Source organism: Rhizobium etli 8C-3, from assembly GCF_001908375.1.
Lineage (GTDB): Bacteria > Pseudomonadota > Alphaproteobacteria > Rhizobiales > Rhizobiaceae > Rhizobium > Rhizobium etli_B.
On the sequence record NZ_CP017244.1, the window covers coordinates 1,066,627 to 1,079,167 of the forward strand.

Annotated in this window: 16 protein-coding genes and 1 pseudogene; 6 read left to right on the top strand and 11 right to left on the bottom strand. The window is 58.6% G+C overall.

The annotated features are described in order from the left end of the window. Window positions 1-21: 21 nt before the first annotated feature. On the bottom strand, window positions 22-2,253 hold the full coding sequence (locus AM571_RS29965; RefSeq protein ID WP_237358664.1) for a NosR/NirI family protein: 2,232 nt from the start codon (window positions 2,251-2,253) through the stop codon (window positions 22-24). 222 nt (window positions 2,254-2,475) lie between these two features. On the opposite strand from AM571_RS29965, the gene AM571_RS29970 reads away from it, so the two are divergent. Together AM571_RS29970 and AM571_RS29975 are read left to right on the top strand one after the other, a co-directional pair. Further along, window positions 2,476-3,360, top strand: coding sequence for a ferritin-like domain-containing protein (locus tag AM571_RS29970; RefSeq protein ID WP_074064607.1), 885 nt, complete (start codon window positions 2,476-2,478; stop codon window positions 3,358-3,360). Beyond that, window positions 3,351-3,641 (top strand): DUF6522 family protein, encoded by a 291-nt coding sequence (locus tag AM571_RS29975; RefSeq protein WP_074064608.1) that lies wholly within the window; start codon window positions 3,351-3,353, stop codon window positions 3,639-3,641. Before AM571_RS29970 ends, AM571_RS29975 begins: the two co-directional genes overlap by 10 nt. A gap of 17 nt (window positions 3,642-3,658) precedes the next feature. Here AM571_RS29975 and AM571_RS29980 read toward each other — a convergent pair whose 3' ends face one another. Together AM571_RS29980 and AM571_RS29985 are read right to left on the bottom strand one after the other, a co-directional pair. Next, window positions 3,659-3,838, bottom strand: coding sequence for a twin-arginine translocase TatA/TatE family subunit (locus AM571_RS29980; RefSeq protein ID WP_074064609.1), 180 nt, complete (start codon window positions 3,836-3,838; stop codon window positions 3,659-3,661). A gap of 211 nt (window positions 3,839-4,049) precedes the next feature. Beyond that, the gene (locus AM571_RS29985; protein WP_074064610.1) at window positions 4,050-4,613 is read right to left on the bottom strand and encodes a LysE family translocator; all 564 of its coding nucleotides are present in this window, start codon (window positions 4,611-4,613) and stop codon (window positions 4,050-4,052) included. Between the two features lie 136 nt (window positions 4,614-4,749). Between AM571_RS29985 and AM571_RS29990 the strand changes: the two genes are divergently transcribed. Both AM571_RS29990 and AM571_RS29995 read left to right on the top strand, forming a co-directional pair. Next, a complete protein-coding gene (locus AM571_RS29990; RefSeq protein ID WP_074065663.1) occupies window positions 4,750-4,968 on the top strand; it encodes a hypothetical protein in 219 nt (72 codons plus the stop codon). A 150-nt stretch (window positions 4,969-5,118) separates the two neighbouring features. Next, on the top strand, window positions 5,119-5,406 hold the full coding sequence (locus AM571_RS29995) for a hypothetical protein (protein ID WP_074064611.1): 288 nt from the start codon (window positions 5,119-5,121) through the stop codon (window positions 5,404-5,406). Between the two features lie 30 nt (window positions 5,407-5,436). Here the strand turns inward: AM571_RS29995 and AM571_RS30000 are convergent, their stop codons facing one another. The 7 genes and pseudogenes from AM571_RS30000 to ubiT all read right to left on the bottom strand — a co-directional run bounded on the left by AM571_RS30000 (window position 5,437) and on the right by ubiT (window position 9,384). Then, window positions 5,437-5,838 (bottom strand): hypothetical protein, encoded by a 402-nt coding sequence (locus tag AM571_RS30000; protein ID WP_074064612.1) that lies wholly within the window; start codon window positions 5,836-5,838, stop codon window positions 5,437-5,439. Window positions 5,839-5,924: 86 nt separating this feature from the next. Next, on the bottom strand, window positions 5,925-6,242 hold the full coding sequence (locus tag AM571_RS30005; RefSeq protein ID WP_074064613.1) for a TraR/DksA family transcriptional regulator: 318 nt from the start codon (window positions 6,240-6,242) through the stop codon (window positions 5,925-5,927). A 70-nt stretch (window positions 6,243-6,312) separates the two neighbouring features. Then, window positions 6,313-6,504 (bottom strand): hypothetical protein, encoded by a 192-nt coding sequence (locus AM571_RS36680; protein ID WP_155774554.1) that lies wholly within the window; start codon window positions 6,502-6,504, stop codon window positions 6,313-6,315. A gap of 17 nt (window positions 6,505-6,521) precedes the next feature. Beyond that, entirely contained in the window at window positions 6,522-6,869 is a 348-nt protein-coding gene (locus AM571_RS30010; RefSeq protein WP_155774555.1) for a hypothetical protein, read from the bottom strand. 101 nt (window positions 6,870-6,970) lie between these two features. Then, window positions 6,971-7,906 carry a ubiquinone anaerobic biosynthesis protein UbiV gene (gene ubiV, locus AM571_RS30015; protein WP_237358665.1) on the bottom strand — a complete coding sequence of 312 codons (936 nt, stop codon included), beginning with the start codon at window positions 7,904-7,906 and terminating at the stop codon, window positions 6,971-6,973. 4 nt (window positions 7,907-7,910) lie between these two features. Continuing rightward, window positions 7,911-8,887 (bottom strand): annotated as a pseudogene (gene ubiU, locus AM571_RS30020) (ubiquinone anaerobic biosynthesis protein UbiU). Beyond that, window positions 8,878-9,384, bottom strand: coding sequence for a ubiquinone anaerobic biosynthesis accessory factor UbiT (gene ubiT, locus AM571_RS30025; RefSeq protein WP_074064616.1), 507 nt, complete (start codon window positions 9,382-9,384; stop codon window positions 8,878-8,880). Before ubiT ends, ubiU begins: the two are co-directional and overlap by 10 nt. 101 nt (window positions 9,385-9,485) lie before the next feature. On the opposite strand from ubiT, the gene AM571_RS30030 reads away from it, so the two are divergent. Continuing rightward, window positions 9,486-10,988 carry a UbiD family decarboxylase gene (locus AM571_RS30030; protein ID WP_074064617.1) on the top strand — a complete coding sequence of 501 codons (1,503 nt, stop codon included), beginning with the start codon at window positions 9,486-9,488 and terminating at the stop codon, window positions 10,986-10,988. Continuing rightward, window positions 10,981-11,589 carry a UbiX family flavin prenyltransferase gene (locus AM571_RS30035; protein WP_074065664.1) on the top strand — a complete coding sequence of 203 codons (609 nt, stop codon included), beginning with the start codon at window positions 10,981-10,983 and terminating at the stop codon, window positions 11,587-11,589. The genes AM571_RS30030 and AM571_RS30035 overlap by 8 nt, the downstream gene beginning before the upstream one ends. Here AM571_RS30035 and AM571_RS30040 read toward each other — a convergent pair. Then, window positions 11,586-12,266 carry an NnrU family protein gene (locus tag AM571_RS30040; protein WP_155774556.1) on the bottom strand — a complete coding sequence of 227 codons (681 nt, stop codon included), beginning with the start codon at window positions 12,264-12,266 and terminating at the stop codon, window positions 11,586-11,588. The genes AM571_RS30035 and AM571_RS30040 overlap by 4 nt on opposite strands. Window positions 12,267-12,541 lie beyond the last annotated feature (275 nt).

The following is a 12,541-nucleotide window of genomic DNA, read 5'->3' on the forward strand; positions in this document are numbered from 1 at the left end:
ATCTCTCCTTGGTTGTTCGGGTTATGCCGGTTGATCCGGCAGGGCATTAGGGTTCTTGATAGGAGTGCCCTTGTAGGTGACTTCCACCTTGGGTCGCTTTTCAGGTTTCTCTCCGCGTGAGGTCGGGGTGGAAAGAGCCATGAATTTTTCGCGCTTGAGCCGTACCTGGATCATGTGCGGACAGCGCTGGTCGTCCTGGTACAGTTCCTGGCAATGCATGCAGTAGATGCACTCGTTGACGTTGATCGTGCCTTCGGGATGGATTGCCTGGACCGGACATTCCTTGGCGCAGCGCTGACACGGCGAACCGCATTCCGGCCATCGCTTCAGCCACTCAAACATTCGGATACGGCCCGGAATGGCCAGTGCTGCGCCAAGCGGACAGAGGTACCGGCAATAGAAGCGTTCGATGAACAATCCAGCGCCCAGCAGCACCGTTGCAAAAAGCAGGAAGGGCCACTGCCGCGCGAATTTAAGAATGATGACTGTCTTGAACGGCTCGACTTCCGAGGCAGTTTCGGCAAGCGCCATCGAATAGAACGACAAGCCGAAAAGACCGAGGAAGATGATGTATTTGACCGGCCACAGGCGCTCATGCAGACCCCAGGGCAGCCTTACCTGAGGGGCTTTCAGCTTCTTGGCGACGGCATTCGTGAGTTCCTGCAACGCTCCGAAAGGGCATAGCCAGCCGCAGAAGGGGCCGCGTCCCCAAAACAGAAGCCCCGCGGCCACCGACGCCCAGAGAATGAAGACAAGCGGCGCTGCAAGAAAGAACTCCCAGCTGAATCCTGTTACAAGCGAGTTGGCAAAGGTCAGGACATTTACGACGGACAGCTGGGCATTGGCATACCAGCCAAACCAGACCAGCGTGAACAGCAGATAGACGTTGCGCACCCATGCGAAGAACTTCGGGCGCTGCACCATCCAGTCCTGGAAGAAGAAGATGGCGGTCAGGACCAAGAGTGCGCCGATCGTAATGGCGATTGAGCCGCGGTTCATTTGCCAGATGCTGATCCAGAGAGCTTGGTCCGCGCCGTCATCTTCGGCTGCCGCCGAGGGCCGATCTGTGGGTGCTGCGACTGGAACGGATGGCTGGGGTGCGCGCTCGATGGAGACGTAGCCGTCGGGCAGCGTATAGCCCAGATTGTAAGGCAAAACGGCTTTGTCACGGCCGCGGGCGCTGCGTTGGACGAGCAGTTGGAGCTCAAACGGTGCGGTCACGTCGAAGGGGAAGTCGCTCGGAACAACAAACAGCGCAATCTCGCGCAGCCGTGGCGCTCCCTCGGCGGCAAGCGATGGTATTCGTGTGTGATCACGATCGTGAAACCGCAGCCCCTGACTGTCCTGTAGCAGTTCGATCCGATCGAAGATGCCGCCGCGGACATAGCCCGAACCCTTGAAGGAATAAGCGCCATCGCCGGCAACGATCAGCGCGGACTGGCCGGGTTTCAGCCTACCACGCAAGCGCTGGAAGCCGGTGTCGCCGAGCAGGCTCCGGCCAATTGCCGGGACACTGACTGGCGCGACAAAAAGGTCGATAAAACGGTTTTCCGGCGTGGGATCTTCAGAATGCGCGGCGGCTTCAGGTTGTTTGGCGGTCAGAAAAGCCTGCGAAACTTCGCCTACCGTGAGACGCAGGCTGCGCACTGAACCGTCGCCGATCAAGGTCTGCCAGTTGCGAGTTCCGGACTTTGCCTCATCGACCTTCCGGGTCTCGACGACATTGCGCGCCGCACTTTGCGCAGCACTGCCGTCGAGGCGGTGGCTGCGGATGAGCTTGACTGCTGATCGCACGACGCTGTCGCCCATCACCAGGACGGTAACGGTGGCGCCGCTGACGATATCGACCTGGGGCGGCCTGTCTTGTCCAGCCGCCACGCGCCCGAGATCCTTGCCGATGATCGAATTCAACGCGGAAACGACCTTCGCCTGCGGTATGCCGATCAGGACGATCGGCTCCTTGTGATCGACGAGCTTGATGCCTCTGACGACGCCGGTCGGGTCGATGCCGACGATAATGTGGATCGGCTTGCCGGAATAGCCTGTGGACGCCGTAAAGTCGGAATTGAGGTAGGCATAACCCACGATATCGTTGCCGCGCAATACCGGAGCGATCGGCGGCTCGCCCTGAATCGCACCGAACCGATCGGCGCCTGCGAAAAGCTCTGACGGCTGCACCTTCGGCAAATAGGCTGACAGTTGCTGTCCGCAAAAAGCCGGCACGGCAGAAAGAAGAGACAGGCACAGAGCCATAAGCCATCGGACGATGTGCTGGTGGGAGCATCTGGAAATCGGAGAAGACATGGCGCCGGTGCTGCCTGCAGAATCTTGGTGATCAGTTGGCTGCAACCTAATCACCTGACGGCATCACTCTTTGATGAAGGTCAAACTCTCGGATTTTCGCTCCTGCTAATGCAGATCGCGGAGACAGCCGTCTTAAGGCGCCTTTTGCGGGGCAACAGGAGAAACATGCCAATGCAGAGATTGAGGGACGAGCCGAAAACCATTCAATCGATGCAGGATCTGCTGACGACCGCGCGGTCGATGGAGCAGGAAGCCGTTGCCGGCTATCAGGCATTGTCCGAACGCATGGTCAGGGAAGGAAGGGCCGAGCTTGCTTCAGTTTTCGATCGGCTCGTCGCCGAGGAGCAGGACCATCTCGCCATGGTCGAGCAATGGTCAGCCCAAACCGGTATTGCCTGCGAGACGGAGGCTTTGCCAGATCAGGTTAGCCTCTTTGACGACGAAGGTGCGGGTGTTGTCGCGCCGCAAATGCTTAGCGCCTGTCGGACCTTTTCGATCGCGGTGCGCAATGAGGAGCGCGCCTTCGTGTTCTGGACCTATGTCGCCGCCCACGCCCCGACGCCGGAGATGCGATCAGCCGCCGAGCGCATGGCGCGGGAAGAACTCGGACATGTCGCAACACTTCGTCAGGAACGGCGCCGCGCTTTTCATGCTCTCAGGCACTCGGAAGCAACCATCGTTAGAAGCATCGCGTTTCTGGAGGACCGGCTGACCGGCTCTCTCGATGGTCAGTTTTCGACAGTGGAGACGGCGGATATGGCTGAAGTTATTGCGCTGGCGCGGCAGGCTCGGGCACGTGCTGACGCTGTCCGGTCCTGGCCATTTGCGGGTCCGATGACGGTTGCCGTGCAGCAAAATGACGAAGTGCCGAACCTTCGCGGACTAAGCGAACTCCTGCTTGACTGTTATCTCGACCTTGCCGAGAGCTGCAGGGATCAGCCGGGGCGCAATCTAGCGCAGAAGTTCGCAGGAGAACTTATTCACTGTCTGTCTGTCGTGGGGCGCCTAGAGACGCGATCACGACGCGACCGGAAAGAGGATCCAGTATGCAGATAACGCGCGATGACAATGGCGATTTCGTTCTGAATCCCGCAGAGCTTTCCTCGCGGTTCGGTCTCTCTGGAGCGGAGTTCAAGCGAAAACTGCAGATGGAACTGGTTGCAAGTACCGTGGAAATTGGAGAAGGCGAGGATGCAGGTTTTCGGCGGTTGAGCCTTAGGATCGGCAACCGCATTTGGTGCGCAATCCTCGACAAGTCCTATACCGTCATTTCCGAAGAAATGACCTTTGCCCGGGCTGGCACGATGAAAAGGGCCAGGCGCCGGAACCTTGCGTAAAAGCAGCGGTTCGCCAGCTATTGCCGTTCATTGTTCGATCCTGCTGTCTCGTTAGGGGCAGGGTCTGCAATCCCCCTTTTGAAGGCCTTGATCCCCTGTGCGACGTCGCCCATCAACGTCGGGATCTTGCCTCGACCGAAGAGCAGCAGAACGATCACCATTACAATCAGCCAATGCCATACACTCAACGAACCCATTGCAATACTCCTTATTTTAGGCAATTAAGCCGTCCTCCAGGCCGTTGAGCAAAAGCCTATGCCGTTCAGAAGGTGGACTGTTTGACATATCTCAACAACGCACTCGAATAGCTCGGCGCGCTCATTCTTTCGGGAGTTTTTTGCTCAGAGCGTGGTCAGCGACTGACACGCTGAATCTCACAGACCCTAGGTCGGTCAGAACGTGCCGCTGTCAGGTAAAAAAGCCGGCGGTCAAGCTGGCTGAAAACAGCATAAGCACAGCGGAACTGCATCGGCGCACGAGCATCGGCAACGTTTCTTGCCCTCCAATCACTAGCTTGCCAAGTGCAAGCCAGAGCGCCGAGGCTGCCGCGACAACAAAGGCGATAGTCATGAGATGTGGGATTTGCGTCGAAATGCCGGCCGTGGGGACCATCGCCAACCCGATGATGATCGCCTTCGGATTGAGCAGCGTCGTCATCAGGACATGACGAGCCGAGACGTCGGTGGCCGATATCGGACCAGGCGCGAACCACAATCGGAAGGCAAGATACAAAACCCAGGCCGCAGAGACCAATTTGAGGGCCGCGGCGATCTGCGGATGGGAATGCAGGAAGGCTCCTGCAAAGACTGCAAGCAAAACCACCACCATCAGGTAGGCGGCAACGACAGTGGTCGCGAGAATTGCGAGTTCCCGCACTCCCCGTCGGTGGGCAGCGAGCGCAAGAAGCGTATTGGTTGGGCCGGGCATTGCAAGAAGTGCAAATGCACCGGCGGCCATCGAAAGTTGTGTCATGTTTTGCCCGTCAATCTGAACAGGTCTATTTGATGGGCAATAGGAGGCGCCGCCTTGACGAAGGTCAAGATCTTGCTCTCCCATGGAACTTTTCTGCCGTTTCGTTGTTGTGCCAGGCGTTGAGGATTCTTGCGCCATGCCCCAGCTCATTCGGTTTATCATCGTCAGAATGACCATCGGCTTCCTCATAGGGAGCGCAGTGGGTTCGATTCTTTGGACAACAGCATTTTCAGATTCAACAGCCTCGTTAGGCTTGGTGGAGCACTATGTGGCCCAGGCCCTCTTCATTTTCTCTTTTGGCGATACGATCGCACTCGGATATCTCGGCACGGCGCTGATGATGGAATCGGAATAACCCGCAAGAGACACCGAAGTCATCTTATTGATTTTGATCTTCCTCAAAGACATCGCTCTGTGTTGCGGCGATATTTGCCGAGTACCGGCACATCCAATGCCGCGACGAAGCGCCCCTCGAGCGCTTATCCATCAAGCGAGAGGTATTGCGATGTCTTTAAAGTTCGTTACAGCCTTCCTGCGCTCTTCTGGCGAGAACGCCATGATCATCCTTGAGGAGGCCGGAAGCAATCAGATTGCCGTCGTCGAAAAAGAGGCGCTCCTCAATGTTGCCTCTCCACCGCGGGCGGACGAGACGCGGCTGCAGGAAAATATCGAGCTCTTCTGCGACATCGTTCGCGCAAAGCATCGCGTCAAGGATGTTGCGTCTGATGGCCGTATCTATGTTTCTGCCGGCGATGTCTCGGAGTGGAACTCAAATCGTGACCATCGGCACTGACTTTGCTGCCTGCCGTGCAACCGCACGGTTTCACTCCACGGTATAGCCTTTTTCCTCTGGGGATTTGGCTGAGACGAGCTGAAGGTGATGCGACCGCTTGCGAATGCGATACCTGCTGTTGCAGGTTTCCTTCGAGCGAGAGGAAAACTGCGCCGGAGAAGACGGCCAATGCCGGCGCCAGCCTCGCACGTCGTCTGCGGTGATAACGATGTCCTGATTGACGATCGGCATCTGCATACGATTGACGGCAATCTCGCAGAAGGTACCGACGTGCTCCAGGAAACGCGCTTCGCTGGCGCGCGGCGGGGAGGCGACGTTCAGTATGGCGCGGCGCGTCACCAAGACGGTCCGGCATTGTGAGCCGACCTGCAAAATGATGCATCCAGACTTCTCGTCCGCGTCCAATCCGGCTGCTACGATGCCATATTCCATGACCTGCTACTCCCTTCTTGCAGTGCGTAACATCCACTCACGACCGTTGGCCCGGCACGAACCTTCTTTGATGATCGTCGCGCCGGCTATTCGCTGAGGCACGATTGGCATGTGACGGCGAACGGAACCGCTTCAAGACGCGCTTCCGAAATCGGCGATCCACACTTTACGCAGATGCCGAAGGTTCCGTTCTCCAGGCGTAGCAAGGCGGCGTTGATTGCGCGCACCTCTTCCTGCCCCGCACGTCCAAAGCCCTCGAGCACATCGTTGTTTTCGAGCTCGACGGCACGGTCCTCGTCGTCGGCATCCTTTCGCCGCCCCAGATCGCTATCAACGAGATGCAGGCGCCGGTCCAGATCTTCCAATCGGCGCCGCAGAATCTTTTCAAATTTCTCTTTTTGCATCCTGGTTCTCCAGACTCTTCCTCTCCCGATCATAGTTAGGGCGATTTCGGGCGAGTCATCTTGATCTACGTCAATATTCAAAAACAGAGGTTTTGAGGTGCGACACCAGAGACCGACCATTTCGCCGAAACGCCGATGCCGAAGGAACGCGGCAGTCGTCAAACGCATCAATGAAAGACATCGCCTCGCCCGATAGCGCCATCCCGGACGTGGTCATCGCAATCACGGTGTCACGGCGACGTGCCGTAAAGTCGCGGGTCATTGATCGAGCTCCAGATCTCATTGCGTGCTCTTAGCGTTACAAGCCAAAGAGAGCCGGTCTTTGCTCCGGTGCAGACTTCCCGGATCATCGCGGCTGCTCCGCTTTGCGGCCGCGATCGCACTGCCGTGAGCGATCGCCTGCAGAAATTGCGATCCTACCTGCGCCTGCATGGCCAGATCTTCAAACAGCAACGCGGCCTCATTGATGACCCCATCATCGGAACCCGTCGACACCTCACCGAAATCGCGCAGCAATTCGGTGAGCTTTATGATCTTGTCCCTTTGCCTGATGGCAGCTTTCAGCAGTTCCTCGGTGGCGACCGCCTTTTCCCGGCGCTCAAGCCCCTCGAGCACGTCATCGATCACGTCGCGGCACCTGCAATCCAGAGCGCTCGTGCGAATAATCGCGCGGATCTGGTGGATGACAGCCTGGACATTCGCTCCCGCTAGAATGGAATTGGAATCGCTCATTGGGGCACTCCCATGGTAGCGTTGCGGTTGCGGGCGATCCATTCCGCGCCGGCGTGACCATGGTGAAAGCCATTCGACAAGGGTACGGCCGGATAGGCCATTCGCAGGCGAAGCGCCGCCTCGTCGGGATCGATCCTGTCTTTTGTCAGATCGAGGAAGATCTCGGCGACCTCGACCATATCGCAGACCTGCGGCGACAGCCGCAGCACCGACACGCCGAGCGCATCGAGATCAGTGTTCGTCTGCAGCAGCGCCTGACACGTATAGGAAACGGTTTGAACGCCATTCAGCGCCAGAAACGGTTGGTTCGACATCGTCTTTACCGTCAAACCGTCAGGCTCTTCGCCACAGACGAACTGACAATTGTCCTTGATCCTGCCTTTTGTCCTTGCATGCGCGCAGCGCGCCGACACGGCAAGCGGAAGACGGCCAAATGCGAAAAGCTCGAAGGCGAGTTCCGGGCAATCCGCGGCGATCGCCTTGACGGACATCGCCGGCAATTCCGGCGGTAGGCATATTGTCGATGCTCCGTTTTTTGCAAGGAATCGCGCCGCCGGGCCGTTATAGACGTTCACCAGTGGCCCGACGGCGTAGTTGTGGCCCTTGAGCAGATTGAGTGCCGACAGGTCGTTGGCTTCGATGACGTGGCCGCCGTCACGGATGAGATCGCGCTGATATTGGCTTTCGCGATCGAGCGTGATGAGGGCGAGCGTTGAAAGCCTGACGGACTTACCTGCAGCTTTCAGCCGATCGACGACATCTGCAAAAACCAGTTCGGTGATGTGCAGCCGTTTCGAGCAAACCGTTTCACCGATGACGACCGTATCGACCGGCGCTTCGTCGGCGATCCGGAAATAGAAATCGCGCCAGCGATCGGCGTCCCAGAGATAGTAGACGGGACCGAGGACAAGCGCCGTTGAACGATCTGTCACTTCATTATCTCCACCGTTTCTCATAGGCGCCATGCGTGGTTTTCTGACCCTCGCTTAAACTCCGCAGACGGGCCAGCAGGCGCGATCGTTCGGCCGGGGCAGCATCGACCGCGGCGCGAAGCGTCGAAACCACTTCGCCGACATAGGCTTTGCCGCGCTGCCGCCCTTCGATTTTGAGGGCGCAAACGCCTGCTGCTCTCAGCGCATCGATCTCATCCATGATGTCGAGCGACGTGGGATCCTCAAACGCGTAGCCTTGCCTGTCTGCAATGTCGAAACGGCCCTTGCATAAGGTCGGATATCCCGCAGGCTCGTTGGGCCCGAAGCGATTGATGGTAAAATCGCCAAGCTCGGAGACGAGACCACCCGCTCCTGACGGTAGCGCACCTGGCTGGCCGGCGAGCAGACGCCCTGCATGTTCGGCGACTTTCCCGCGGCATAGGATGACAGGGCACAACGTCCTTCCGCCATGACGCAGAGGCCGCCAAAGACGAAGACCTCCAGTTCACATTTGATCTTGCTCCCAAGCCGGGCGATATCGGGAATTGTCAGCGTGCGCGGCAGTACGACGCGTGCTGCGTTGAACATGTCTGCGAGGAAGGCGATCGCATCCGCATTTGACGCAGATGCCTGCACGGAAACATGCAGGCGCTGTTGGGAATGGCGTTCCGCGACATAGGCCATCAGGCCGAAATCAGCCAGGATAAGTGCATCCGCCCCGATCGCCACGGCGTCATCGGCGGCTGAATACCAGAGCTTTTCGCGGCCCGCCGTCATGAAGGTGTTGAGGGCCACGAAGGTGCGGACGCCTTTGGTCCGGGCATATGAGATTGACGCGGCAAGTTCCTCCCGCGTGAAATTCAAGCCCGGGAAATTGCGGGCGTTGGTTTCGTCGCGAAAACCGCAATAGACGGCATCGGCGCCAGCGTCGACGGCTTCCCGGAAGGCTGCCGGGGTGCCCGCAGGACAAATCAGTTCCACGAGAGCCCCTCCGACATCAAGGCCTGTTTCCGGATCGAGACCATCAATGACTTCAGCATCGGGTGAACAGGTCCGCCGGCCCTGGCAATGATTTCGGTGATGTCGATATCGCAGTCGTCGAGAGCGTTTCGAAGGGCAAGGACGCTTTCCATATCGCCCGTTACCGTCAGGCGGCGCGAAAAAAACACCGCGTCGCCATCGACGCGCCCCTCGGCCAGCGCCAGCAAGAGCGTCAACGGGCCTTCGACCGTCGCATCCGCCGCAATCGGCCGCCTTTTTCGGAACGCCTTTATCGTCTTGCGGGCCGGATCGACCAGAAAGGAAAAAGGCAAATCTATCGGAACAAACGCAAATCGCATCTCCTTGAAGGCTCCCAGCCGATCAAAGAGTCCTGGATGTCGTTCGAGGATCTGTCTTAGTAGGAAAGCCGAGACGCCTTGAGCAAGCGGTAACGGAACCGGGTGCAAGGAAGTTATCAGCCGTGGTCGAAATAACATGCGCGCCTCATTGGTAGCGGAAACCGGTTTAGTCCCGACTGATCGGCCGGTATTTGTGCCATCTCAAAGACAGACCGGATTTTTTTACCGATGGCAGGCGGATGAGTATTCGCACCGCTCCCGTTGCCGCATTTCCAGACCTCCAAAGCTTTGCCCTCGACCTTGAGGGGCGCAACCTGCTTCGGCGGATCAGCGAGCCGGTCTCGCTCGTCCACGAAATGGCGGAGATCCACCGAAGGTCCATCGAACAAAACGGCCCGGCCTTGCTGTTCGAGACGCCGATCGATGCCTCCGGCCGGAGGAAGGATATTCCTGTTCTCGTCAATCTCTTCGGCACTCGGGAAAGGATTGAGCTCGGCTTCGGGCTCCAGGCCGGAGGCCTGGCAAATCTTGCGGATATGCTGGGCGAACTGCATCGGCCGACACCGCCGAAGACCATCCGGGAGGCCTGGGACAAGCTGCCGCTTGTGCGCGCGGCAATGTCGATGCGGCCCAAGCGCCAGGCAAGGTCGCCGGCGCAAGCGATGATACGCATGGGAGAGGAGGTGGATCTTTCGCTGCTTCCGATCCAATGGTGCTGGCCGGGCGAGCCGGCGCCACTCGTCACCTGGCCGATGGTGATCACGCGTTGCCCAGATGATCCGTCCGATATCAATGTCGGAATATACCGGATGCAGGTAAGTGATCGACGATCACTCATAATGCGTTGGCTGGATCATCGCGGCGGAGCAAAACATCATCGAGCCTGGCAGCGCAAAGGCCTGGATATGCCCGTCACGATCGCGATCGGTGCGGACCCCGTCAGCATTCTTTCGGCGGTCATGCCCCTACCCGAAGGCGTGAGCGAGATCAATTTTGCGGGCCTGCTGCGGTCCGCTAGGACAGAGGTGACCCCCGCCTTGACGGTCTCGATGCCAATTCCAACCAATGCGGAGATTATTGTCGAGGGCACGGTGTCGGCCACGGAGCGCGCGCCCGAGGGACCTTACGGCGATCACTCAGGTTACTACAACAGCATCGAGCCTTTCCCGGTGATGACCGTCTCGGCAATGACAAGCCGGCAAAAACCCTTCTATCTCTCCACATTCACCGGCCGCCCGCCCGATGAACCGTCGCGACTTGGAGAGGTGATGACCGACCTCTTCGTGCCGATCGTCAAACGGCAGTTTCCGGAAATATGCGATTTATGGCTGCCGCCGGAGGCCTGTTCGTATCGGGCGATCGTTGTCTCGATCGACAAGCGTTACCCGGGTCAGGCCAAGAGGATTATGATGGGTCTCTGGTCGATGCTGCCGCAATTCAACTACACGAAGCTCATCATCGTGGTCGATCCTGACATCAACGTCCGCAACTGGGCCGACGTCATCTGGGCCTTGTCGACCCGCTTCGACGCCGGCCGTGATCTGACGGTCATCGAAAACACGCCGATCGATTATCTTGATTTTGCTTCGCCGCGACCAGGCTTGGGCGCCAAGATGGGCTGCGATGCAACCAACAAAATCGGGTCGGAGACGGAGCGCGACTGGGGGCGTGTCTTATCGATATCGCCTGACGTTTCGGCCCGCGCCGATGCCATTTGGGAAAGGATGAAGCGTGATTTATGACCCCCGGACGGCGCCACGCGTGGTGTTGTCGATCACCGGCGCTTCGGGCGCGATCTTTGGTGTCGCAATCGCCGACAAGCTCATTGCACTCGGCATCGATGTTCACCTCGTTGTCTCGGCAGCAGGGCAGCGCACGCTTGCCCATGAGATCGGCACAGGTGCCTATGGCAAGCTTCTGCTCAAGGTACACAAGGCCTATGAGGGCGCCGACATCGGAGCGGCCATCGCCAGCGGCTCGTTTCCCGTCCATGGCATGATCGTCGCGCCGTGCTCTATGCGGACACTGGCAGGGATCGCAGCCGGTCTCTCAGACAACCTGATCATACGCGCAGCCGACGTGCAGCTCAAAGAGCGGAGGAAGCTGGTCCTGTTGGCGCGCGAGACACCGCTTCACCTCGGTCACTTGCGCAACATGGTGGCCGTCACCGAATGTGGCGGCATCATCATGCCGCCGGTCCCGGCCTTCTATCAGAAGCCGGAAACGATCGCGCATGTCGTGGATCACATTGCTTCACGAGCAATCGACCAGCTGGCATTGCCGATCCGGCCTCTTGCCCAGAGCTGGCAGGGAGAACAGGCTGCCGGCTCTGGCTGCGCTTAGCCAAGCAGCGAAAGCGGATCGGCTCCGAACAGATAGCTATGGCCGCCCATCAGCAACGACGCCGTCAATGCAGCTGTGGCCAATGCTGCCACGCCGAGACGCATGTCGATGCGCGGCCTCATCTGCCATGTCAAAGCGCCAAGCAGCGGCACATTTGATGTGCCCGACGCAACCGTTGCCCAGCCGTCGCCAAGACGGCGCCGGGCGCGTCTTTCCGCTATCGGGATGCTCGTGATGGCAAAGAGTGCAAATCCGCCGAATAGCAGCAATGAGCGCAGGTCACCATTGACAATCACGTGCCCGACCGCCCAGAGAAAAAATCCCCATAGGACCGGATGTCTTGTGATGCTGACGATCGCACCAGGCGTCGATCCGCGCGCCAAGGAGATCGATAAGGGATTGTCGCTCAAGAGTCCGGCAATCACCAGAAAAATACCCAGCGGAGCCAGGGCGAAAGCTACCATTGTCTGCCAAGGTTGAAAATCCCAAAGCGGGATGTAGTCCAGCATCAGCGCGGCGTGAAAAACCCAGACGAGAACCGCCGTTGAGACGGTGGAATAGATAACGAGGTAGGCCGCCCTTCCGACGATGCCGATGATGCGCGAGCGCAGAGCCGGGATCGCCGGTATCGAATGTAGCACGATGAAGACTGCAAATGCGGCTGCGAATCCCTGCACGTTCAACCCCCATTTTGATGTCGACCCGCTCCTCTATACGATCTTGAGCAATCGCTTCATTGCGAAATCTCAAAAGCAGTGCCTGGCTTCTTATTTGCGTTCGAACAAAGAACGGCGCGATTGACGACCATAAAGGTGAGTACCGTCCCGTTGGGCGGGTGGAGCCGCCGCCGGTTCCATCATCTCGCCCAGGCCATGATACCGGTCGCTGCGGCAGGCCTGTTCTGCGGACTCCTGTCGATGACCATCACCCAATTGTGCATTGATGGCCTATC

Bases quoted from the DNA above. Each gene is read 5' to 3' on its own strand.
- AM571_RS30005 (WP_074064613.1), bottom strand. From the start codon at position 6,242: ATGCAAAAAGAGAAATTTGAAAAGATTCTGCGGCGCCGATTGGAAGAT.
- AM571_RS29985 (WP_074064610.1), bottom strand. From the start codon at position 4,613: ATGACACAACTTTCGATGGCCGCCGGTGCATTTGCACTTCTTGCAATG.
- AM571_RS30000 (WP_074064612.1), bottom strand. From the start codon at position 5,838: ATGGAATATGGCATCGTAGCAGCCGGATTGGACGCGGACGAGAAGTCT.
- AM571_RS29970 (WP_074064607.1), top strand. From the start codon at position 2,476: ATGCAGAGATTGAGGGACGAGCCGAAAACCATTCAATCGATGCAGGAT.
- AM571_RS29990 (WP_074065663.1), top strand. From the start codon at position 4,750: ATGCCCCAGCTCATTCGGTTTATCATCGTCAGAATGACCATCGGCTTC.
- AM571_RS29975 (WP_074064608.1), top strand. From the start codon at position 3,351: ATGCAGATAACGCGCGATGACAATGGCGATTTCGTTCTGAATCCCGCA.
- AM571_RS29995 (WP_074064611.1), top strand. From the start codon at position 5,119: ATGTCTTTAAAGTTCGTTACAGCCTTCCTGCGCTCTTCTGGCGAGAAC.
- AM571_RS36680 (WP_155774554.1), bottom strand. From the start codon at position 6,504: ATGACCCGCGACTTTACGGCACGTCGCCGTGACACCGTGATTGCGATG.
- AM571_RS30030 (WP_074064617.1), top strand. From the start codon at position 9,486: ATGAGTATTCGCACCGCTCCCGTTGCCGCATTTCCAGACCTCCAAAGC.
- ubiT (WP_074064616.1), bottom strand. From the start codon at position 9,384: ATGTTATTTCGACCACGGCTGATAACTTCCTTGCACCCGGTTCCGTTA.
- AM571_RS29980 (WP_074064609.1), bottom strand. From the start codon at position 3,838: ATGGGTTCGTTGAGTGTATGGCATTGGCTGATTGTAATGGTGATCGTT.
- AM571_RS29965 (WP_237358664.1), bottom strand. From the start codon at position 2,253: ATGGCTCTGTGCCTGTCTCTTCTTTCTGCCGTGCCGGCTTTTTGCGGA.